This window comes from Vibrio fluvialis (assembly GCF_900460245.1).
Taxonomy (GTDB): Bacteria; Pseudomonadota; Gammaproteobacteria; order Enterobacterales; family Vibrionaceae; genus Vibrio; species Vibrio fluvialis.
Genome location: NZ_UHIP01000001.1, coordinates 2,022,625 through 2,042,548 on the forward strand (window position 1 = coordinate 2,022,625; position 19,924 = coordinate 2,042,548).

The window sequence follows — 19,924 nt, forward strand, 5'->3', positions numbered from 1 at the left end:
CGTTTTCATAAACACAAAGCGTTAAACAACCGTCGGTTGTTGGTCATAATGTTCTTACTGGCAAGTATGTATGCCAGTTATTGTTTACCTGCTGATAATTGTCGATGCAGAATTCCTTTCTATCTTTGAGGTAATCTTTACCCACTTCATCTAGCAGATACGCGTATTCTTTAGGGTTGCTACCATATACCAAACAAACTGTTGAAAAATATCTTTGCAAGTCAAAACTATGCTCATCTATGTATTCATCGGATTGGTAATACTCTGGCCGTTCTTCAGACTCAAATGCAAACATATCAGCAGCACTGATGGCTATCTCGCTGCCATCATCGACATAATCTAGCAAAATGATTGTGGCGAAGTTATCGACCACATCTTCTTCTTTACCAAGGATTGGAATACCCTTATCTGCAATATATGCGTGGCCAATTTCATACAACAGTGTGTGTAACAAGGTATCCGATGCACCCTCTTTCACAGAGCGTCCATATTTCTCCGCATAGCCATTTTTTTGAAAATAATTCAGCGCTTCAGTATAGAAAGTATAAGGGATAGATATCACATGATTTTCTGGGTCATATAACGGTCCCTCATTTTCACCGTAATGAATTTTTAACAAGTCATCAAATGGAAACAAAGAATCTGATAATGCGACAACTATCTTGTTAACACCACTATCATTGATGTCCTGAACCGTCTGCTGTTCCTCTTTAGATTGAGGGGGAGAAAACTCAATACTGATATTGCTCTTAGCTAATGCGGAAGTCACAGAGAAACAGGTTACCAGTAGCGCTACTAAGATTTTCATGTCGGTCTTCTTATCTAAATGCGAGAAAAGCATCTTAGCAGAACTTCAATGTCTAAAAGCAAAGACAAACGGTGCTTTGGCTGAATTGCAACTCGACATGGGCAACTAGTCATTATCTAGCTTTAGCTTAAACTTAAAGGCGTCAATAATTCTCAGACGTTAAAGTGACCTTGTTAGAACTCGACTTGAAGATAAATAACCTGAAAAGATGACGACGAAGTGGCGACAGAGATTCGTAATATGTGCTTTTTGATGGGATTTATGGCGATAAGGCATTGAATAAAGCCTTATCGCGCCTTGTTTACTTACTGTCTCGAAGGATGGTTCAAAATGTGGTCTTCCCAGTCGATCACATCAATTTCGTAAACGACTTTATTGCGCACGCTTTCGTTGGCCGCATGCATCGCTTCTTTTGAGCCGGTGATCAATGGGTGCCACTCTGGCAACGTATCGCCTCTCGCCAGCAAGCGATAAGCACAGGTATCCGGTAACCAGTTAAACTCGTCGATTTTATCACGAGTCAGCTTCAGGCACTCTTCGCCTGAATTGAAACGGTTAGGGTAATCTTTACAAGAGCAAGTTTCGCTGTTCAGCCAACTGCAGGCGACGTTGGTGTAATACACCTCATCGGAGTCTTCATCCATTAGCTTGTGCAGGCAGCATTTGCCACAGCCGTCGCACAGAGATTCCCACTCTGCTTCTGTCATTTGATCCAGAGTTTTACTTTGCCAAAATGGAGTACTCATAACACCTGTTTTCCAGTCTTGTTTCAGGGGGACGATTTATACCCTCCTCCCCCACAAAGTTCAAGGATAAATATTCTGCAATTTCGCTGTGATGAAGCCTGATTTCTGTTAGGATCGGCGCCCTTATTGAGCGGATACACAAAAGCGAGGTCATGATGGACTGTCGATTAGGCTGCGGCGCCTGCTGCATTGCGCCAAGCATCTCTTCCCCTATTCCGGGTATGCCAAATGGCAAACCTGCCGGGGTTCGTTGTATTCAGCTCAACGAAAACAATCTGTGCAAACTGTTCGGCAAGCCAGAACGCCCAGCCGTCTGCCATCACTTTAAACCATGTCCCGTAGTTTGTGGTCAGACAAACCAGGAAGCAATGGCGAATCTCACCGAATTAGAGCAACTCACATAAGAGATCAGTTTCACAATCTTTGTTTACGCTACTGTCCTCAAGTGTTTGCAATTCCCTGACTTTACCCCTTTCGTTTAGCAGTATTTTCCTTGCGTTTTTGGAATTTTCCACACACTTTGCAAGGTTTAATTTATGAATAAGTATATCGCTGAAATGTTCGGCACCTTTTGGCTGGTTCTCGGTGGTTGTGGCAGTGCTGTATTGGCCGCAGGCTTTCCCGATGTGGGGGTTGGCTTGCTCGGCGTCGCATTGGCGTTTGGCCTCACTGTTTTAACAATGGCATTCGCCATTGGTCATATTTCCGGTTGTCACCTTAACCCGGCAGTCACCGTTGGTCTTTGGGTAGGCGGTCGCTTCTCAGCCAAAGACGTGATTCCTTACATCGTATTTCAAGTGATTGGTGGTGTGATTGCTGCCGCTATCTTGTATGTGATCGCGTCTGGCCAGACAGGTTTTGATGTTGCCGCTTCAGGTTTTGCGGCCAACGGTTTTGGTGATCATTCACCGGGTGGATATTCTCTGACCGCCGCATTGGTGTCAGAAGTGGTCATGGCCGCTATGTTTCTTTTGGTGATCATGGGTGCTACCGATAATCGCGCGCCGCAGGGTTTTGCGCCTATCGCAATCGGCTTGTGCCTGACTTTGATTCACTTAATCAGCATTCCTGTCACCAACACATCCGTCAACCCAGCACGCAGTACTGCGGTCGCATTGTTCGTAGGTGATTGGGCAATTTCTCAATTGTGGCTATTCTGGTTAGCACCGATTGTCGGTGGTGCTCTGGGTGCGTTAATTTACCGTTCTTTGCTCGCAGAACAAGTCTCTGCTTAAATCATTCAATGACGCTCTGCTCATAAAAAACCGCGCTTGAAAGCGCGGTTTTTTTACAACTTTTGTCGGCCGAGTAATGAGTGAGACAGCGTGGTGCCGTCGACCAATTCCAACTCACCGCCGACAGGCACACCATGAGCGATTCGGCTGGCGGAGACATCATGTTCGCGGCACAATTCCGCAATGTAATGTGCGGTCGCTTCGCCTTCCACCGTCGGATTGGTGGCTAGGATCACTTCGGAAATACCGCCTCGTTGAAGACGAAAATCCAGCACATCCAAGCCAATATCACTTGGCCCAATCCCATCAAGTGGAGACAGGTGCCCCATCAACACGAAATAACGTCCGGAGTACTGACCGGTCGCTTCCACAGCGGCGATATCAGCAGGGCTTTCCACCACGCATAGCTGACCGTTTTCCTGGCGTTTAGGGTTTTGACAGATGTGACACACTTCTTCTTCTGTGAAGGTGCGACATTCGCTGCAATGGCCGATTTCCACCATTGCCTGACTCAGAGCATCTGCCAGTTGCAAGCCGCCTTTGCGGTCTCTTTGCAACAAATGAAAGGCCATACGCTGCGCTGACTTGGGGCCAACCCCGGGCAGACAACGTAAGGCCTCCATCAAATGCTCCAGCATATGACTGGTACGCATTAAATTAACTCGTCGTTAGAACGGCATTTTCATGCCTGGTGGTAGTTGCATACCGCCAGTCACGCCCGCCATTTTTTCTTTCTGAGCTTCTTCAACACGGCGCGCGGCGTCGTTAAACGCAGCAGCAATCAGGTCTTCCAGCATCTCTTTGTCGTCTTCCATCAGACTCTCGTCGATGTCAACACGGCGTACGCTGTGGCTACCAGTGATTGTCACTTTGACCAGACCAGCACCAGATTCACCGGTGATTTCCATGTTTGCGATTTCTTCTTGAAGCTTTTGCATGCGTTCTTGCATTTGTTGGGCTTGCTTCATTAGGTTGCCCATACCGCCTTTACCAAACATCTTTGTCTCTCTGGTTTATCTTAATTGTTTTACATACTGTGGGGTTGATTGATGTAAATCTCAAGCCCGCAGTTGCCGTTAAATCGGTCTAACACTGTCTTTATCAAGTTCAGCGCTAAAACGTCGCTCAATAAATTGTACATTAGGATCGGCCACCAGATTGTCGATGGCACGTGAGAGTTTGCCCTGATAAAGGCGCTCTCTAAGCTCTAAAGGTGTTTCACCGTCTTCACCGATGGTGACGGACAGATGACAATCCTCATTCAATTGGTCATTCAGAGCCTGCAGAAGTTCACTCTGCGCTTTGTCCGTATTGAGGTGTGCGTGCGATGGACGCAATGTCAGCTCAATCGACGCTCCGTTTTTCTTGTAGGTCGAATTCAGCGCTAGCTGCTCCACCAATTTCGCCGTATGTAAACGTTGAATCAGGCTGGCCCACTGATCGAGTTCAATCGCCTCATGAATCAACTTTTCAGTCATTTCCGGCGTTTTTTCATGTTCTAGGGCACGTTTGATCTGCGTTGGCGTCAACTCACTCTTTGCCTGCGTTTCCACTGGCAGGTTTTGCGTAGGACGCCATTGATACGCTTCATCATCCGGAGTGTCATCGACAGACGTCGCAGAATAAGGCGACATCTGCGCAGCATGCTGGCCACGCTGGGCTACACGCTCAAGAACCGAGACCGGTTTAGCAGATGCCGCATCAGGCTTTTTTGGATCAGAACCTTTCTGAGCCAGACCTTGACGCTGAGAACGCAGTTGATGACGCAATCCCACCATCGGCGATGGTTTGCTTTCACTCTCAACTGTTGGTTGTTGAACGGGCGCCTCTGGTTGTGAAGCACTTTGCGGCGCAGGTTGAGGCACAGGTTCACTCATCGGCTCAGGTACACTCGGCGGCGGAGCTGAAGGACGCTCGTACTCGGCTGGCTGCGGCTGAACTCTTGGTGTCGCGTGTGGCGCTTGAGATGCGGATACTGGCGCTGCTGAAGGCTGAACAGCTTGAGTCTGACTTGGCGCAACTGCTGCTGGCTGAGTCGAAATCACCTGTGCAACCGAAGCCTGCGACGGTCGGAACGCCATCATACGCAGAGTGATCATTTCGATACCAACACGCGGCGTTGGTGACAACGACAAATCATCACGACCTTTGATTGCAATCTGGTAATAGAGCTGTACATCTTGCGGCGATAGGCTTTTGGCCAGCCACTGAATTTTCTCAGCATCAGGCTGCGCTTTATCAATGCTGGATGGCAGCGCTTGATACATCGCGACACGATGAAGCTGCGCCGCCAGTTGCTGCAACAATCCGTCCCACTCCACACCGTTTTGAGCCAGTGCTTCAATGCTGTCCATGACGGTTTGTGGTTGCGTGCTGCTGATCGCTTGCAGTAAATGCAACGCTTGATCGGTATCGAGTGTCCCCAACATATGAGACACCACTTCCTGCTGCACCTGGCCGTTGCCAAGAGCGATGGCCTGATCGGTTAAGCTCAGCGCGTCACGCATACTGCCATCGGCGGCATGCGCAATCATCGCCAGTGCTTTACTTTCACTGCTTACCTGTTCGGCAGCTAGGATGTGTTCCAACTGATGCTGAATGTTTTCAACATTGATCGGTTTGAGGTGGAATTGCAGACAACGAGACAAAATCGTCACAGGAAGTTTCTGCGGATCCGTCGTTGCCAGCAAGAATTTCACATACTCTGGCGGCTCTTCTAAGGTTTTCAGCAGCGCGTTAAAGCTGTGACGAGACAACATGTGTACTTCGTCAATCAGGTAGACCTTAAAGCGACCGCGAGCTGGTTTGTACTGAACATTATCCAGCAGTTCACGGGTATCTTCGACTTTAGTTCGTGAGGCCGCATCGATCTCCAACAGGTCGACAAATCGCCCCTGATCGATCTCTTTACACGTCGCACATTCACCACATGGTGTGGCGGTGATGCCCGTTTCACAGTTTAGTCCTTTGGCAAACAGACGACCGATGGTCGTTTTACCAACACCACGCGTGCCGCTAAACAGGTACGCATGGTGCAATCGGTTCTGCGCCAGAGCATTTTCTAAAGCCGTTAATACATGTGCCTGACCCACGACTTCGTTAAATTTGGTGGGTCGCCATTTTCGCGCTAAGGCAAGATAACTCATGAAACCTTCCGATGTGAGTGTTTAGTGACCTTCAAATTCACAGATGCTGTAAACGTTCAAGCCTAAACCTTCAAGACGCTTGTCACCACCAATTTCTGGCAGGTTGATAACAAACGCTGCATGCTCAACTTCACCACCCAACTGACGGATCAGTTTTGTTGTCGCTTCAATCGTACCGCCAGTTGCCAGCAAATCATCCACTACCAGTACTTTGTCGCCTGGTTTGATCGCATCTACGTGGATTTCTAGAGTGTCAGTGCCGTATTCCAAATCGTAGGTTTGCGCTACGGTTTCGCGTGGCAGCTTGCCTGGTTTGCGAACAGGCACAAAACCCACACCCAGTTCCAGTGCTAATGGCGCGCCAAACAGGAAGCCGCGCGCTTCAGTACCAACGACTTTGGTGAAACCCATCTCTTTGTAACGATCCAAAAATAATTGGATGGTTGCCTGATAGGCTTTGGCATCTTCAAGCAGGCTGGTCACGTCGCGGAACAGGATGCCTGGTTTTGGGTAGTCTTGAATGCTTTTGATGCTTGATTTGATCAGTGAAAGAGTTTCGGTTGTCATAACTAATTTAACTTCGATTGGCCTGACGCGGTACAGAGCCGAATCAGGTAATAAGGTTTCCGCCGGTCAATTTTCACCGTGCAGAAAAAACAAACGCCCACTCGAAGAGCGGGCACACTTCCACATAATGCTAGTGATTTTCTTGTTGGTTAGCAACCAGCTCGTGAGTCGGAAGTCGCAGAAAGCAGGTGATCAATACCACAAGCCCAACAAACAGCAGAGCTTTCAACCATAAATGAGGAATAACGGTAATCGAAAATGCGAAACTGAGGAGTATGAAGATGCAACCGCGTTGCTTTACCCGCTTGGAAACAGCTTTGTTCTGTTGCCAATTAGTCAAAATCGGCCCGAACAGTCGATGTTGATGCAACCAACGATGGAATTGAGGGCTGCTGCGCATAAAGCATGCACTGGCCAACAACAAGAAAGGGGTGGTAGGTAGAAGAGGAAGTACGATGCCCAGAATCCCCAGGCCAACACTGAGACCACCAACAATATTTAACAGCAGATGACGAATATTGATGGTGAACCTCACTTAAGCCAAACCCAACTCTCGAACCGTGCCGACATTTGGGTTTGAAACTTGATTAGAAACCTGCGTAACCGTTCACTACGCGAATCCACGTCAGGGTCGCTGGAAGGGTTGGGATCAACAGGGCTGCAATAAAACCTAAAAAGTACAGCACATTGTAAGGTTCTTTAAACTCTTTGTCTGCCATGATTAGCTTCTCTAGTGTAGGTGACTTACTTTCAGTCCGGCCCCAAAAAACAGAGCATCGGATTAATAATTGTTTTGAGGCGCTGACTATACCTTAAACAATTTGTCACAAACACGGACAAAGCATGTGGTTATTCTGGGTGGGTTAAATAGCTCACACTCTGTAGGCAGAGTGTGAGCAGAAGGACGCTAGGTAGCAGCACCTTGGTAGATATCGAGAATAAAACTGCTGGCGCCAAGGCAACTGAGTGACAGTTGGCAGGCGTTATGAATCAATAAGTCTTTGGTAATGAAATTCTTCATACAGTTTTCGCCCAACTTTACACCCGCCGCAATATGCTGCGTCATGTAACCGTTCGACCACTGACTATCCAATCCCGCAGGCAGAATAGACAAGGTTCCATCGCTCAGGTTGGCGAGACCGAAAACAGCCGCGACCGGTTCTGCACAATCGGAACACTCAATGCCACGTTCGACAATCTCCGCCAAATCTTTGAGATCGGCGTTAAAACTGCGTAAGTTGCGCAGGTAATCGTGAAACAGTGCCCGCACCAATAAGGTACTCGCAACGCCTTTGTCCCCATCGCTGGATGAGTCGACAATATAAAACGCAAACTGCCCATTCATCAGCCATGCATAATCAAAAACCAGCGGCATAACGTCGGTGGACTGCAGTAAACGGTAACTGCATTTCCATACCCCTTGCGCCGTGTCTTTATCAGGCAGAAGAGCGTGTAACAAGTCTTTAGCCGCACTCGGATTATCGTGCAAGTACTCCAGATGCCAGTGGAGTTCCTGTTCTTCGGGAATGTCTCCTCCTCCATCGACTCGGAACCATTGGCTGGAAAAATCGCGCAGATCAGCCATGTGATGCGAGGCATCTTCCAACGTACTTTCAATAGCGCAACCTAAATGTTCATGATTTCCGATCGGCTTGGCGAGAAAATCCTTGATCCCGTAGCGCAAAGCCTTGGCCACGTCAGACATTTCATCCGTGCCAGACACGACTATCATCGGTAAAGATGGATATTCCAAACTTACTTCTTCAACGAATTCAATGCCATCGAGCACTGGCATTGATAAATCACACAGCACCAGATCCGGTGCTACTTTTCTGAGCTTTCTCAGCCCATCCAGGCCGTCTTCTGCCTCCATCACCTTATATCCCTGAGCGGACAGATAGCCACTGGTGATCCGTCTGAAAATCGGATCATCATCAACTAACATAATCAGCTTTTCAGACAGCGGTTTGGGAGCCGAGAATTCATTAGCCCTGATGTGAGTTTTATACATAGCTTCTACCTCACTATGCTCTTCCTGTTCACAATCTGCTTTATTGTTATAAGATGGTTTCATACGTTACTTAAAAAGTAGTCATGAAATAAGATTTATACAAATATTCCACTTTGCACGGCAGTTGCATACTATATGTATGGAATATCACGAATCGCACGACAAGTTGACGTGACGCAATCTTTGACAACTGATATCCGTATAAATTACTCAAATTCGTAAAATAATGTGTCAGGAACAATGAAATTAGATGACCTAAACCTCTTTCGACTGGTTGTCGAAAATGGGAGCTACACCGCTACTTCCCGCAAGACGATGATTCCTGTAGCGACCATCACCCGACGCATTCAAGCGCTTGAAGATTCTCTGAATCTAAGACTTTTGAATCGCCATGCTCGCAAACTCTCTTTAACTGAAGCAGGTGAACGTTTTTTTAGTGACTGTTCACCGTTATTGCAACGTTTGGCGTCAATGGCAGAAGAAATTACCGACGAATGTCGCGGTGCTTCTGGCAAGATCAAAATTTCGTCACCCTATAATTTGACGAAGCGCATGATGATGCCGATGTTCAATGAGTTCATGAAAAAGTACCCGGAAATCAACATTGAACTGACCACCAGTAACCACGCAGATCAACTTGATCCAACCGAGTGGGACGTCATTTTCCGCGTCGGCCCACAACGTGACTCGAGCCTGATTGCGAGAAAAATCAGTGAAGTGAAAGATATTCTGGTCGCCAGCCCGGATTATCTGGCTAAGAATCCCGCGCCAACTCATGCCGAAGACCTGAATCATCACTCGCTGCTGAAAGGTTATCCGCTCATTAAATGGCAACTGACGAATACAAAAGGCGAGACCGTCATCAACGGTGACAAAGGACGTTTTCAGGCCAACGCACTGAACGTGGTAAGAAGCGCCTGTTCAGAAGGCTTAGGCATTACTCTGATGCCGGATGTGATGCTGCGTGAATACATCGCAGATGGCAGCTTGGTACGCGTTCTCAGTGATTGGAGCGCCAACCCTCGCGACATTTACATGCTCTACAACCACAAAGATCATTTGCCGGAAAAAGTCCGTCTGTTTATTGATTTTGTGATTGCTTACCACATTCATTGATCGACACAAAAAAGAGGGCCACAGGCCCTCTTTTACGTAGAGAATTCAGACGCACGCTGATTAGAGAAATTCCACAAACTGGCTCAGCTCGCGTTCTGGCACTTTCATTGGCGTGGTTCCCGGAGTTCCCAAGTAAAGGAAACCCACTATCTGATCATCGCCTCCCAAACCAAAGGCTTGATGTACCTCAGGATGGAACATCCAATTACCTGAACGCCAAATACCCTGATAGCCCTGAGCAATAGCGGCCATCTGCATCGCTTGTACTGCGCATCCGGCTGACAAATGCTGTTCAAACGCGGGGACTTTTTCATGAGGCGTGACTTTCGCGATCACAGTGATCACCATTGGGGCACGAAATGGCGCATTTTTCACTTTCGTTACTACTGCTTCTTCACTGTTATCGGCAATTGCCGCTTTAACCAGAATGTTGGATAGCTTCTGCAATCCGCTGCCCTGAGCAATGACAAAACGCCACGGCATCAGGTTGGCATGATCCGGTGCGCGCAATCCGGCACGAATAATATTTTCCAGTGCCTTGCCTTCTGGTGCGGGAGCATCCAGTTTGGCAACCGAACGGCGGTTTAACAGCAGTTCAAGTGCATCCATGTTGAATCCTTCTTACTTCTTGATATTTCGAATTATGCTAGCACAGAATTTTGGCTGACACTTGTGGCTGATGTCGGGATTGAGAGAAAAAAACGGGGCCAATGCCCCGTTCATGTCTACGACAAAAATATCGTTCATTACGCCGGATAAAAATGCTCGTCCAGACCAGCTCGCGTCAGCAGACCGTCACACGGCGCAAAGCGGTCACCGTATTTCTCAGCATGCTGATTCATGAGTTCGACCAACTTTTTGATGCCAATATGATCCATGTAGCGGAACGGACCACCCAGGAAAGGCGGGAAACCGATACCGAAAATGGCACCGATATCGCCGTCACGCGGGCTGCGGATAATACCCTCATCCAGACAACGCACCGCTTCATTCAGCATCGGCAGAATACAGCGCAATGCGATATCTTTATCATTGAACTTAGATTCCGGAGTCAGCTTCAGCAATTTGTATACTGACTTGTCGACTTCCTTCTTCTTGCTGCCTTTATAGCTGTAGAAACCTTTACCCGATTTACGGCCTTTACGACCATCATTCAGCAACGTATCGAACACGTCCGGCCCTTGGAAACGCGGCCCCAACTCTTTGACCAGAATCGGCATGATCTTCGCACCGATATCAACGCCAACTTCATCCAGCAAAGTAATTGGCCCGACCGGGAAACCGAAATCAAGTAGGGCTCGGTCAAGGTTTTCAATCGGCTCACCAGCCATCAGGATTTGGGCGGCTTCATTCATGTACGGCGCCAAAATGCGGTTCACGTAAAACCCAGCGCAGTCTTTAACCACAATTGGCGTTTTGCCCTGTTTACGCGCAAGAGCAACCACCGTAGAAATGGTTTCATCCGAGGTCGTTTCATGCGGAATCACTTCCACCAGCGGCATTTTCTCAACCGGACTGAAGTAATGCAGGCCGACGATGTTTTCCGGACGTGACGCTTTGGCGGCGATTTGATGAATCGGCAGCGATGAAGTATTGGTGGCGAAGATGGTGCTCAACTTAGCATTGGCTTCAATATCCGCCACCATCTGCTGTTTCAGCGACAAATCTTCAAACACCGCCTCAATGACCACATCGGTATGATTAAAGCTGGTGAAATCGGTTCCGCCAGTGAGCTTGCTCATCTCGGCTTGCAGCTGTGCTTTGCTCAGAATTCTGCGCTTGCGCTGCTTGTCGAACAACTTGTAGTTGTAGTTGAGCGCGTTCAGGATGCCGTCGTTAGACACATCTTTAATACGGACAGGCACCTTCGCTTTGGCCACGCTGACATGGCTGATGCCCGCGCCCATCAAACCGCCACCCAACACGCCAACGCGATTCACTTTCAGCGGTTTAGCGTCAGAACCGTTCTCTTTTTTCATCTCTGTTGTAGCAAAGAAGATCGAACGCAACGCTTTCGATTCCGGTGTCATCACCAGTTCACCAAAACGCTTGGCTTCCAGCTCAAGTCCCGCTTTCATGCCCTTTTCTAGACCATGCTGAATCACTTCCAGAATCGCCTTGGCTGCCGGGTAGTTACCGCGCGTCTTTTGTTCCGTTTTCTTACTCGCCTGATCAAAGATCACTTTGCGACCAAAGCCCGTCTGCGACATCAGCTTTTCTTTGGTCGACAATGGAACTTTGCCTTTTTTCTTACCTTTTTCGTCAATAAAGCGCTTGGCGACATCCAGCAGGACAGCTTGTGGCACACAAGCGTCAACCACACCCAGCTTTTTCGCTTTTTTGGCGCGGAGCTGCTTACCCGTAAGAATTAAGTCCAGCGAAGGCAGCAAGCCAATCAAACGAGGCAGACGCTGCGTACCACCTGAACCAGGCAGCAGGCCGAGCATCACTTCCGGCAGACCAAGACGGGTTTTGTCATCATCACTGCACACTCGGTAATCACACGCAAGAGCCAGCTCCAGGCCACCGCCCAAACATGGACCATGAATCGCAGCGACCACAGGGAATGGCAGATCGGACAACTGCTGGAACATTTCCTGACCTTGAGTAGCCAGCGCTTGTGCTTCCGGCGCCGAAGTACAGGCCTCCAGCATGCGTACGTCCGCCCCCGCGATGAAATTGTCGGGCTTGAGTGAATGTACAATCAGGCCTTTGAGCTGACTTTTTTGTGATTCCAGTTGTTTGAACACCGCTTGCATGTCTTCGGCAAATGCCGCCTGCAAGGTGTTCATTTTTTCTCCCGGCACATCAATCGCCAGCCACGCAATGTTCTGCTCATCAACACTCAGATGAAATGCTTTAGATTGGCTCATTACTCCACCTCCAGAATCATTGCTGCGCCCAGACCACCCGCGGCACATGCGGTATTCAATGCCAAACCGCCGCCGCGACGTTTCAATTCGCGCAGTGTTTGCGTGATCATACGTGCACCTGTCGCCGCAAATGGGTGTCCATAAGCCAGTGAACCGCCCAGTACGTTAAACTTGTCCATATCGACTTCACCAATCGCCTGACTGCGGCCTAAACATTCTTGGGCAAACTTATCGCTGGCAAACATTTTCAGGTTAGCCAGTGTTTGTGCGGCGAACGCTTCGTGCATATCGATCAGGGTGAGATCGCCGAGCGTAATACCCGCTCGATCGAGTGCCATCGGTGTCGCGTAAGACGGGCCCATCAGCATGTCTTTTTCAACACCGATCGCGGAAAATGCGTAAGAGCGAATGTAGCCGAGGATCTCAAGCCCTAACTCTTTCGCGCGGCCTTCACGCATCAGCATGATGGCCGCCGCGCCATCGGTCAGTGGCGTACTGTTCGCAGCGGTCACACTGCCGTATTGGCGATCAAACGCCGGGCGAAGTTTGGCATAGCCTTCAAGAGTCGAATCCAGACGAATGTTGTTATCAGTATCGATCCACTTTTTGTACGGTTCAGGGAAAGCCGTCATCACTTCGCCACAAATCTTACCGTCTTTCCATGCCTGCGCTGCCAGTGTGTGAGAACGGTGCGCAAGCGCATCCTGATCCTGACGCGAAATGCCATGTGACTTCGCCATCTGCTCAGCCGTCTGTCCCATAGATAAACCGGTTGAGTATTCCGCCACTGCCGGCGGCACTGGCATCAAATCTTTCAGAGACAATGATTTCAAGACGTTCAGCTTCTGACCTAGCGTTTTGGTTTTGCTTAGCGCAAGCAGACTGGAAGCCAGCTTCTTGGAAACGCCAATCGGCAAAACAGACGACGAATCCGCACCACCAGCGATACCGATATCAATCGTGCCAGCCATAATGCTTTCGGCCACGTTGACGGCGGACTGGAAGCTGGTCGCACAAGCTCGGGTCACACTGTAAGCATCGGTATGAATGTTCATGCCAGTGCCCAGTACGATTTCACGTGCAATGTTGGGTGCTTCCGGCATCTGCACTACCTGACCAAATACCACCTGCTCGATCAGCGCAGGATCGATATCCGTTCTTGCCAGCATCTCGCTGACAACCATTTTGCCCAAATCAACAGCTGGCACTTGGCCAAATTCTGTACTTTGGCGCGCAAAGGGAGTACGTAGACCCGCTACGACAGCTACACGTTCACCCGAACGTGTTCTCACTTCCTGTTTGCCCATTGTTTCTCCTTAGAATAAGAGGTCTGACCTGATGCATTGTAACGAGATTGTTAAGACAATCAAACAACTGTTTGGAATAACGTGATATTTGCATCGAAACACGGATTAAGTGTAGTTGAATCAAGAAGTTTACTCGTCCAGTCTTTGTCACGGAGGGTAAGCAATAGAATGGTGGGGGAAATGCGGGCAAAAAAAAAACCACACATAACTGTGTGGTCGGAATGTTTTTTAAAGCAATTAACTTACGCCAATTGAAAATAATCAGTTTCCTGATTAGGAGAAAGTAAAGTCAGCCTTCAAAAGGAAGTGTCATCTTGCTCAACACGCTAGTCGCAATGACTAACTAGATGACAGGAGTTACTATAGCCACTTCGGACGATGAGATTTTGAATTAGATCAATTTTATCTTGGTTTTATGGGGCCAACGCGGCCTAAACTTGATTCAAAACAATCTCTGAGCACATTTCCAAACTGATTAGTAATTGTGCATAGCACCCTCACAACCAGAATGAACACCCAAAAGGCGTCGGCCTCTAACCGACGTGGCGTAAACAAACGGAGACTTTTGTGTCGCTACTAAAAATATTTGGAAAGAAAACTTCCAACCGTCCGGTCAATAGCGGTATGGACAGACAAAGAAAATACGAAGCACTGGTTCGTGCTTACCATCGTGATCTCTACCGTTATGCTTATTGGTTGTGTAAAGACCAGAGCATCGCGCAGGATCTGGTGCAGGAAACCTGCTTAAGGGCGTGGAAATCGCTCGACAGCTTACAAGACGAGAAAGCAGCAAAATCGTGGCTCATTACCATATTGCGGCGCGAAAACGCACGTCGTTTCGAACGCAAGCAGTTTGAGTTGGTCGATCTTGACGATCATAGCGGCGAAGCCAAAGTCTCGGATGATGCCCACCATCAGCAGGAGTGGTTGCACGCGCAAATCATGAAGCTGGATGTGGAATATCGCGAGCCGCTGTTTCTACAGGTTATTGGAGGTTTCAGCGGCGAAGAGATAGCCGAGATACTGGAACTCAACAAAAACACCGTGATGACCCGACTGTTTCGGGCACGCAATCAGTTAAAAGAGATGTTAGATTCTTCAGAAAATTACAGGGGGCAGCAAAATGGATGATTTAGAATTTCGCCGCCGCATGTTGTCGGATCCGAAACATCGCGACAAAGCGATGCACGAAGCTATCGCCTCCAGCGAAGCGAACAGCAAATTTGCCGACGATGTGTTGAACCTGGACGCCAGAATTGCTGAAGCAATGCGCGTTGATGTGCCCGATGGCTTGGCGGATCGAATCTTGTTCAGCCACAGTTCGGCTGCCGATAATGTCGTGCGCCCACGCTTTGTACGCCGTGCGATGGCGATGGCTGCCTCCGTTGCTTTTGTTATCGGTTTAGCCGTTGGCCAGGTCAATTGGGGCAACCTGTTGGTAACACCCGCGCAAGCCAGTCTTGCAGATATCGCCGTTAAACACGTTTTGGATGAAGAAGTGTTTGTTTCTGCATTAGATGAAGCGGTTAGTTCGCGCCAAATCAATGCGAAAATGCAACCTTTCGCCTACAACCTGAACGGTACGTTTCCGTATCACGTCTATTACCTGAACCACTGCGGATTTGGTCACGCCAACGCCGTTCACATGGTGTTTCAGGGTGAAAAAGGCAAGGTAACACTCTTTTTGACCTCGATGCCGAGTAAACAGAACGTTCAGTTCGACAAAGACGGAATGTCCGGTGTCATTGAGCCTATAGGCAACATGAGCCTGATACTGGTTGGCGATGAGGGGGAAAATGTCGCTAAGATTGCCGAACATCTGATGCCGATGATAAAACCTGCGAAATAAAACCAAACCCGCTCCCAGAGCGGGTTTTTTAATTGTTAAAATAGAGTTAAAACTCTAAAAAATCACATATCAGAGCATTTTCGTGCCAAATGGTCATCATTTCTATAACTTTATCATCCAATTAGACAATGGTCGGATTTCTATACTCTATACTTGCGTCTAGTATCAGCCACCAACTGAGCAATTGCTCAAAACAAACGCCCAAAGAGGCGAATAATAAGGAAAAGTCTAAATGAACAAGACGCGTCTGTTTAAACAGTCACTATTAGCAGTGACAATCTCCCTAGCTACGCAGCAAGCAATGGCTGCTGGCTTCCAGCTCAACGCTCAATCTGCAACTGGCCTTGGTCGTGCATTCGCAGGCGATGCCGTTATCGCAGATAACGCTGCTGTTATGTCTCGTAATGCCGCTGCTATGGCTCTGTTTGACAAAACATCTATGTCTTTGGGTTTTGAAACCATTACCACAAAGATCAAAGTAAAAGATGCTACGTACACCTCAGGTGCATACGTACCAGCGACTGGTACTGTTGCTGGCGCAAGCTCTTCAAGCGCAGACTATGATGATGCAGGCAGCACTTCTGTCGCTCCAAACCTCCACGTTATCGTTCCGGTAAACGACCAATTTGCATGGGGTGTCAGCGCGTATTCAAACTTCGGTACAAAAACTGATTTCGATAGCGACTACGCTGCTACTGAGTACGGCGGCCTGACCGACGTGAAAAGTTTCAACCTTGGTCTGGCTGGCTCATACCGCCTGAACGAGCAACTGAGCTTCGGTGCAGGTCTGGATGTTATCTATGGTAAGGGTACGATGAAACGTGCCGTACCAGGCTCAAGCAGTACTTACCTGCTGAACGTTGATGGCGCTGACGGCTGGGCTGTAGGCTTCAACGTGGGCACGGTATATGAACTAGACAAGAACAACCGTTTTGGTCTGGCATATCGTTACAGCCCAGAGTTCAAAGCAAAAGATAGTGATGGACAGGAAATCACCCTTCCCCTACCTGATATCGCTGAATTCTCTGGCTACCACAAAATTGAAAATACCGATTTTGCGGTTCACTACAGTGTGCAATGGATTGGTTGGTCATCATTCGATCAAATCGATTTCGATAACCTGAGTGCAAGCCAATCCGCTCTTGCAGCATCTAGCACTAGCTATGCTAAACAGTACCAATGGAAAGATGGCTGGCACTACTCTATCGGTGGTACTTACTACCTGAACAAAGACTGGACGCTACGCGCTGGTTACATGTACGACACCAGCGCACAGGATTCAGTAACATCAATTTCAGTACCTGACTCAGATCGTCAATGGTTCTCGACTGGTTTCACCTACCAAATCGACGAACAGTCTAACTTTGACTTTGGCTTTACGTACCTGATGGGTAAAGATACTGACGTTTCAGAATCTCTGGTTCTGCCTTCGTCTTCAAGCCCAACTGGTTACGCTTACACTTCTGTAAATGGTACAACTCGCGCGGATGCTATCCTAGTCGGCTTACAATACAGCCGCTCTTTCTAAGCATTCTCACGATATTTTTTGATTGATAAAGGGCTGGTTTTCCAGCCCTTTTATTTTTTAATCCTTCCTGATTCACGTATCTCAGCGCACACTTGTGTTCTATTATGCTCAATCTACCCTACAGTTGTACGCTGAAAGAACAATAACCACACAGTTTAAATCAGATATTTCCACTAATTATTAAGCAATTTGCGGATTTTATATCCAAACAGGCTTAATACAGTGTTTTTTATTGTTAAAGCAAAAGCTCTAGTTTTAGACTTCGCGGTTACCAATTCAGATAATTTCAGCGAACAATAAGATGAAAACTAATAAAAAATTTCTTTCTATTGCAGTAGCATGTGGTTTAGCAAGTGTATCTAACTTAACTCAGGCAGCAGGCTTTCAGCTGGCGGAGTACTCTGCAACGGGTCTTGGCCGCGCGTACGCTGGTGAAGCCGCAATCGCAGACAATGCCGGTTCACAATGGCGCAACCCAGCAATGTTGACTTATCTGAAAGGGACGCAAATTTCTGCTGGCGCACTCTACGTTAACCCGAATGTTGACGTTGAGGGTGACGTTAGTTTCTACGGAAACACTTCAAGCACCAGCTCATCTGATTACGCCAACGACGCCGTAATTCCGAACTTCTACATTTCTCACCAAGTGAACGAAAAATGGGCTCTAGGTCTCGCATTTGGTACCAACTACGGTATGGAAACCGAGCTGGACTCTGGATTTGCAGCCAGCCACTTCGGTGACGAAGCTATGGTTACAACCATGGAAGCGAATGCGAACATCGCCTATCAACTGACAGAAACCGTTAGCATTGGTGGTGGCATCCGCTATGTCATGGGTGAAGGCCATTTTGGTGCGAAATCGCCATCACAAACTGAAGCTCTGGGCCTGACGAAAGGCACAACGCTGAAGTACATGGAAGGTGATGACACCAGTTGGGGCTGGCAAGCGGGTGCGGCTTGGCAAATGACTCCAAACAACCGCGTTGGCTTCGCTTATAAATCAGAAGTAGATCTGAAGCTGTCTGGTTCAGCGAACATGTATGTTCAGTCATACGGCAAAGTTTTGTCGGATACTGGTTACATGATGCTGACTCTGCCTGCAACGGCAGAACTCTCTACCTACCACCAACTAACCGATCAGTTTGCTCTGCACACCAGCATCAACTGGACGGACTGGAGCAGCTTCGAAAAACTTCAGGCTGAACTTGATACCATGGGCACAGTCATGGTGAAGGAAGAGAACTGGAAAGATAACTACCGTTTCGCTGTGGGTGCGACATACCAGGTTGATCCTAAACTGGCGCTACGCAGTGGTGTGGCTTATGACACTGCAGCAGTAAGCACCAAAAACCGCACCATTACTATTCCGGAAACCGACCGTATCTGGCTGAGCGTGGGTGCGGGCTACGACGTTACCGAGCAACTAACGCTGGACGCGGCCTTTACTTACATTTTTGCCAAAGACGCAGACATTCTGGAGTCTCGTGGCTATGACTCTGATAACTCCGCAGAAAAAGTTGGCGGCCAGTTTGATGGCCAGATGACAGGTAACGTCTGGATTGTAGGTGTGCAAGCAAGCTACCGCTTCTAATCTCTATCAGGATTAAAAAGGCCGGTGCTCATCACCGGCCTTTTTGTTTCAGTTGCAACAGCAACTGCTCAGAAGCATCTTCAATAAGATCTAACACCAACTCAAATCCGTTCTCCCCGCCATAGTAAGGATCTGGGATCTCATCGCAGTCGGAATGGCCATAACTGAGAAACAACGCAAGTTTGTGTTGATATTGCTTGGGGCAACGTTGTTGTAATTCCAATAAGTTATCTCGGTCTGCAGCAAGAATCAGATCAAACTGCTCAAAATCGCTGTCCCGCACTTTGCGCGCCTGCATTCCTGCGAACGAATAACCGCGCTTTTCACCCGCAGATCGGGCTCTTGGGTCAGGCGGATTACCCTGGTGATAGCCAATCGTTCCCGCTGAATCAATCTCTATGTCTAACCCCAGTCCCTGCGCTTTGGCTTTCAGCACCGCCTCTCCGGTTGGCGAACGACAAATGTTACCCATACACACCACAAGAACCGCCGGTTTCCTTTTCATCTCATTCATCCCAACTTGTTTTTAAACAGTGTACGTGCCGCTTGGTCCCATTGCAGCAGAAATTGCACAAGCAATTGAATGTGATGCTGCCAACTAAACCATTGGATTCGGTAACTCTCACGTTGTTTTTGCTTGTACGCCTCACTGTTGTCACCCGCAACATAACAGTCGTGTTCAACCAATGCATTAATCAGATAGCTGCGGGTGAATGTGGGTGGTTCATTAGACAGAAAATTACGCGAAATCAGCTCGTGACTTCCTCCCATTTTCAAAGCAAAACCGCCGACAATGAGTGGAATAAGAGATCTAAGAGGCGCGATCGGCAACCTATCACTGACATGGTTTGCTTGCTGCCACTGAGTTTCAATAGCATCGAACAGTCGTTGATGCGTTGGTCCACCTTCTGCCAAAGCCGGAACGTAAACGAAGTAGAGCCAATCGGCTAGCCGCTCAGATTCACGTGCAACTTCATCAAGCACGGCCTTGGTCCGGCGCATCCTCTCTTGGCACTCATGCGAAACCGATTCATGATTTTCCGTTGATACCCATGGTTTGACGTGAGCTACACATCCCATCGCGTTTCCCCCAACACAGTTGATGAACACACAGTATAAAACAATACTGTATATAAAAACAGTATTG

At 48.2% G+C, this 19,924-nt stretch carries 21 protein-coding genes; 7 read left to right on the top strand and 14 right to left on the bottom strand.

Annotated elements, in window-relative coordinates:
• Positions 1-43: 43 nt before the first annotated feature.
• Together DYA43_RS09500 and DYA43_RS09505 are read right to left on the bottom strand one after the other, a co-directional pair.
• Complete coding sequence (locus DYA43_RS09500) at positions 44-808, bottom strand: DUF4344 domain-containing metallopeptidase (RefSeq protein ID WP_061057231.1); 765 nt, start codon at positions 806-808, stop codon at positions 44-46.
• A gap of 305 nt (positions 809-1,113) precedes the next feature.
• A complete protein-coding gene (locus tag DYA43_RS09505; RefSeq protein WP_061056704.1) occupies positions 1,114-1,554 on the bottom strand; it encodes a YcgN family cysteine cluster protein in 441 nt (146 codons plus the stop codon).
• A gap of 155 nt (positions 1,555-1,709) precedes the next feature.
• Here DYA43_RS09505 and DYA43_RS09510 point away from each other — a divergent pair, with 155 nt between their 5' ends.
• Positions 1,710-1,958, top strand: coding sequence for a YkgJ family cysteine cluster protein (locus DYA43_RS09510; protein WP_020327893.1), 249 nt, complete (start codon positions 1,710-1,712; stop codon positions 1,956-1,958).
• A gap of 132 nt (positions 1,959-2,090) precedes the next feature.
• On the top strand, positions 2,091-2,789 hold the full coding sequence (gene aqpZ / locus DYA43_RS09515) for an aquaporin Z (protein WP_061056705.1): 699 nt from the start codon (positions 2,091-2,093) through the stop codon (positions 2,787-2,789).
• Positions 2,790-2,842: 53 nt separating this feature from the next.
• On the opposite strand, the gene recR is transcribed toward aqpZ, so the two are convergent.
• The 7 genes from recR to DYA43_RS09550 form a co-directional block, all read right to left on the bottom strand.
• On the bottom strand, positions 2,843-3,442 hold the full coding sequence (gene recR, locus DYA43_RS09520) for a recombination mediator RecR (protein ID WP_004726607.1): 600 nt from the start codon (positions 3,440-3,442) through the stop codon (positions 2,843-2,845).
• 15 nt (positions 3,443-3,457) lie between these two features.
• A complete protein-coding gene (locus DYA43_RS09525) occupies positions 3,458-3,787 on the bottom strand; it encodes a YbaB/EbfC family nucleoid-associated protein (protein WP_004726608.1) in 330 nt (109 codons plus the stop codon).
• Between the two features lie 78 nt (positions 3,788-3,865).
• Positions 3,866-5,935 (bottom strand): DNA polymerase III subunit gamma/tau, encoded by a 2,070-nt coding sequence (dnaX, locus tag DYA43_RS09530; protein WP_061056706.1) that lies wholly within the window; start codon positions 5,933-5,935, stop codon positions 3,866-3,868.
• Between the two features lie 21 nt (positions 5,936-5,956).
• Positions 5,957-6,502: an adenine phosphoribosyltransferase gene (apt, locus tag DYA43_RS09535; protein WP_020327897.1), complete on the bottom strand. Its 546-nt coding sequence runs from the start codon at positions 6,500-6,502 to the stop codon at positions 5,957-5,959.
• 130 nt (positions 6,503-6,632) lie between these two features.
• Positions 6,633-6,998 (bottom strand): YbaN family protein, encoded by a 366-nt coding sequence (locus DYA43_RS09540; protein WP_038127197.1) that lies wholly within the window; start codon positions 6,996-6,998, stop codon positions 6,633-6,635.
• A 91-nt stretch (positions 6,999-7,089) separates the two neighbouring features.
• Positions 7,090-7,221, bottom strand: a complete 132-nt coding sequence (locus DYA43_RS23075) for a hypothetical protein (protein ID WP_020327898.1) — start codon at positions 7,219-7,221, stop codon at positions 7,090-7,092.
• A gap of 188 nt (positions 7,222-7,409) precedes the next feature.
• Positions 7,410-8,513, bottom strand: coding sequence for a response regulator (locus DYA43_RS09550; protein ID WP_020327899.1), 1,104 nt, complete (start codon positions 8,511-8,513; stop codon positions 7,410-7,412).
• 240 nt (positions 8,514-8,753) lie between these two features.
• On the opposite strand from DYA43_RS09550, the gene DYA43_RS09555 reads away from it, so the two are divergent.
• Positions 8,754-9,629 carry a LysR family transcriptional regulator gene (locus tag DYA43_RS09555; protein WP_024373883.1) on the top strand — a complete coding sequence of 292 codons (876 nt, stop codon included), beginning with the start codon at positions 8,754-8,756 and terminating at the stop codon, positions 9,627-9,629.
• A 60-nt stretch (positions 9,630-9,689) separates the two neighbouring features.
• Here DYA43_RS09555 and DYA43_RS09560 read toward each other — a convergent pair whose 3' ends face one another.
• The 3 genes from DYA43_RS09560 to fadI form a co-directional block, all read right to left on the bottom strand.
• Positions 9,690-10,238 carry an NAD(P)H nitroreductase gene (locus DYA43_RS09560; protein WP_061056708.1) on the bottom strand — a complete coding sequence of 183 codons (549 nt, stop codon included), beginning with the start codon at positions 10,236-10,238 and terminating at the stop codon, positions 9,690-9,692.
• A 137-nt stretch (positions 10,239-10,375) separates the two neighbouring features.
• Positions 10,376-12,502 (bottom strand): fatty acid oxidation complex subunit alpha FadJ, encoded by a 2,127-nt coding sequence (gene fadJ, locus DYA43_RS09565; RefSeq protein ID WP_061056709.1) that lies wholly within the window; start codon positions 12,500-12,502, stop codon positions 10,376-10,378.
• On the bottom strand, positions 12,502-13,809 hold the full coding sequence (fadI, locus tag DYA43_RS09570; RefSeq protein WP_061056710.1) for an acetyl-CoA C-acyltransferase FadI: 1,308 nt from the start codon (positions 13,807-13,809) through the stop codon (positions 12,502-12,504). The genes fadJ and fadI overlap by 1 nt, the downstream gene beginning before the upstream one ends.
• A 624-nt stretch (positions 13,810-14,433) precedes the next feature.
• Here fadI and DYA43_RS09575 point away from each other — a divergent pair.
• From DYA43_RS09575 to DYA43_RS09590, 4 genes are all read left to right on the top strand, one after another.
• Positions 14,434-14,940, top strand: coding sequence for a sigma-70 family RNA polymerase sigma factor (locus DYA43_RS09575; protein WP_206384205.1), 507 nt, complete (start codon positions 14,434-14,436; stop codon positions 14,938-14,940).
• The gene (locus DYA43_RS09580) at positions 14,933-15,658 is read left to right on the top strand and encodes a DUF3379 domain-containing protein (RefSeq protein ID WP_061056711.1); all 726 of its coding nucleotides are present in this window, start codon (positions 14,933-14,935) and stop codon (positions 15,656-15,658) included. Before DYA43_RS09575 ends, DYA43_RS09580 begins: the two co-directional genes overlap by 8 nt.
• 232 nt (positions 15,659-15,890) lie before the next feature.
• Positions 15,891-17,186, top strand: coding sequence for an outer membrane protein transport protein (locus tag DYA43_RS09585; protein WP_061056712.1), 1,296 nt, complete (start codon positions 15,891-15,893; stop codon positions 17,184-17,186).
• A gap of 301 nt (positions 17,187-17,487) precedes the next feature.
• Positions 17,488-18,777: an outer membrane protein transport protein gene (locus tag DYA43_RS09590; RefSeq protein WP_061056713.1), complete on the top strand. Its 1,290-nt coding sequence runs from the start codon at positions 17,488-17,490 to the stop codon at positions 18,775-18,777.
• A 31-nt stretch (positions 18,778-18,808) separates the two neighbouring features.
• Here the strand turns inward: DYA43_RS09590 and DYA43_RS09595 are convergent, their stop codons facing one another.
• Complete coding sequence (locus DYA43_RS09595; RefSeq protein WP_104408512.1) at positions 18,809-19,282, bottom strand: low molecular weight protein-tyrosine-phosphatase; 474 nt, start codon at positions 19,280-19,282, stop codon at positions 18,809-18,811.
• Between the two features lie 5 nt (positions 19,283-19,287).
• On the bottom strand, positions 19,288-19,779 hold the full coding sequence (locus DYA43_RS09600; protein WP_104408489.1) for a hypothetical protein: 492 nt from the start codon (positions 19,777-19,779) through the stop codon (positions 19,288-19,290).
• Positions 19,780-19,924: the final 145 nt, after the last annotated feature.

Coding starts and splice junctions, on each gene's coding strand:
- DYA43_RS09500 (WP_061057231.1), bottom strand. CDS start 808: ATGAAAATCTTAGTAGCGCTACTGGTAACCTGTTTCTCTGTGACTTCC.
- DYA43_RS09505 (WP_061056704.1), bottom strand. CDS start 1,554: ATGAGTACTCCATTTTGGCAAAGTAAAACTCTGGATCAAATGACAGAA.
- DYA43_RS09510 (WP_020327893.1), top strand. CDS start 1,710: ATGGACTGTCGATTAGGCTGCGGCGCCTGCTGCATTGCGCCAAGCATC.
- aqpZ (WP_061056705.1), top strand. CDS start 2,091: ATGAATAAGTATATCGCTGAAATGTTCGGCACCTTTTGGCTGGTTCTC.
- recR (WP_004726607.1), bottom strand. CDS start 3,442: ATGCGTACCAGTCATATGCTGGAGCATTTGATGGAGGCCTTACGTTGT.
- DYA43_RS09525 (WP_004726608.1), bottom strand. CDS start 3,787: ATGTTTGGTAAAGGCGGTATGGGCAACCTAATGAAGCAAGCCCAACAA.
- dnaX (WP_061056706.1), bottom strand. CDS start 5,935: ATGAGTTATCTTGCCTTAGCGCGAAAATGGCGACCCACCAAATTTAAC.
- apt (WP_020327897.1), bottom strand. CDS start 6,502: ATGACAACCGAAACTCTTTCACTGATCAAATCAAGCATCAAAAGCATT.
- DYA43_RS23075 (WP_020327898.1), bottom strand. CDS start 7,221: ATGGCAGACAAAGAGTTTAAAGAACCTTACAATGTGCTGTACTTTTTA.
- DYA43_RS09550 (WP_020327899.1), bottom strand. CDS start 8,513: ATGTATAAAACTCACATCAGGGCTAATGAATTCTCGGCTCCCAAACCG.
- DYA43_RS09555 (WP_024373883.1), top strand. CDS start 8,754: ATGAAATTAGATGACCTAAACCTCTTTCGACTGGTTGTCGAAAATGGG.
- DYA43_RS09560 (WP_061056708.1), bottom strand. CDS start 10,238: ATGGATGCACTTGAACTGCTGTTAAACCGCCGTTCGGTTGCCAAACTG.
- fadJ (WP_061056709.1), bottom strand. CDS start 12,502: ATGAGCCAATCTAAAGCATTTCATCTGAGTGTTGATGAGCAGAACATT.
- fadI (WP_061056710.1), bottom strand. CDS start 13,809: ATGGGCAAACAGGAAGTGAGAACACGTTCGGGTGAACGTGTAGCTGTC.
- DYA43_RS09575 (WP_206384205.1), top strand. CDS start 14,434: ATGGACAGACAAAGAAAATACGAAGCACTGGTTCGTGCTTACCATCGT.
- DYA43_RS09580 (WP_061056711.1), top strand. CDS start 14,933: ATGGATGATTTAGAATTTCGCCGCCGCATGTTGTCGGATCCGAAACAT.
- DYA43_RS09585 (WP_061056712.1), top strand. CDS start 15,891: ATGAACAAGACGCGTCTGTTTAAACAGTCACTATTAGCAGTGACAATC.
- DYA43_RS09590 (WP_061056713.1), top strand. CDS start 17,488: ATGAAAACTAATAAAAAATTTCTTTCTATTGCAGTAGCATGTGGTTTA.
- DYA43_RS09595 (WP_104408512.1), bottom strand. CDS start 19,282: ATGAAAAGGAAACCGGCGGTTCTTGTGGTGTGTATGGGTAACATTTGT.
- DYA43_RS09600 (WP_104408489.1), bottom strand. CDS start 19,779: ATGCGCCGGACCAAGGCCGTGCTTGATGAAGTTGCACGTGAATCTGAG.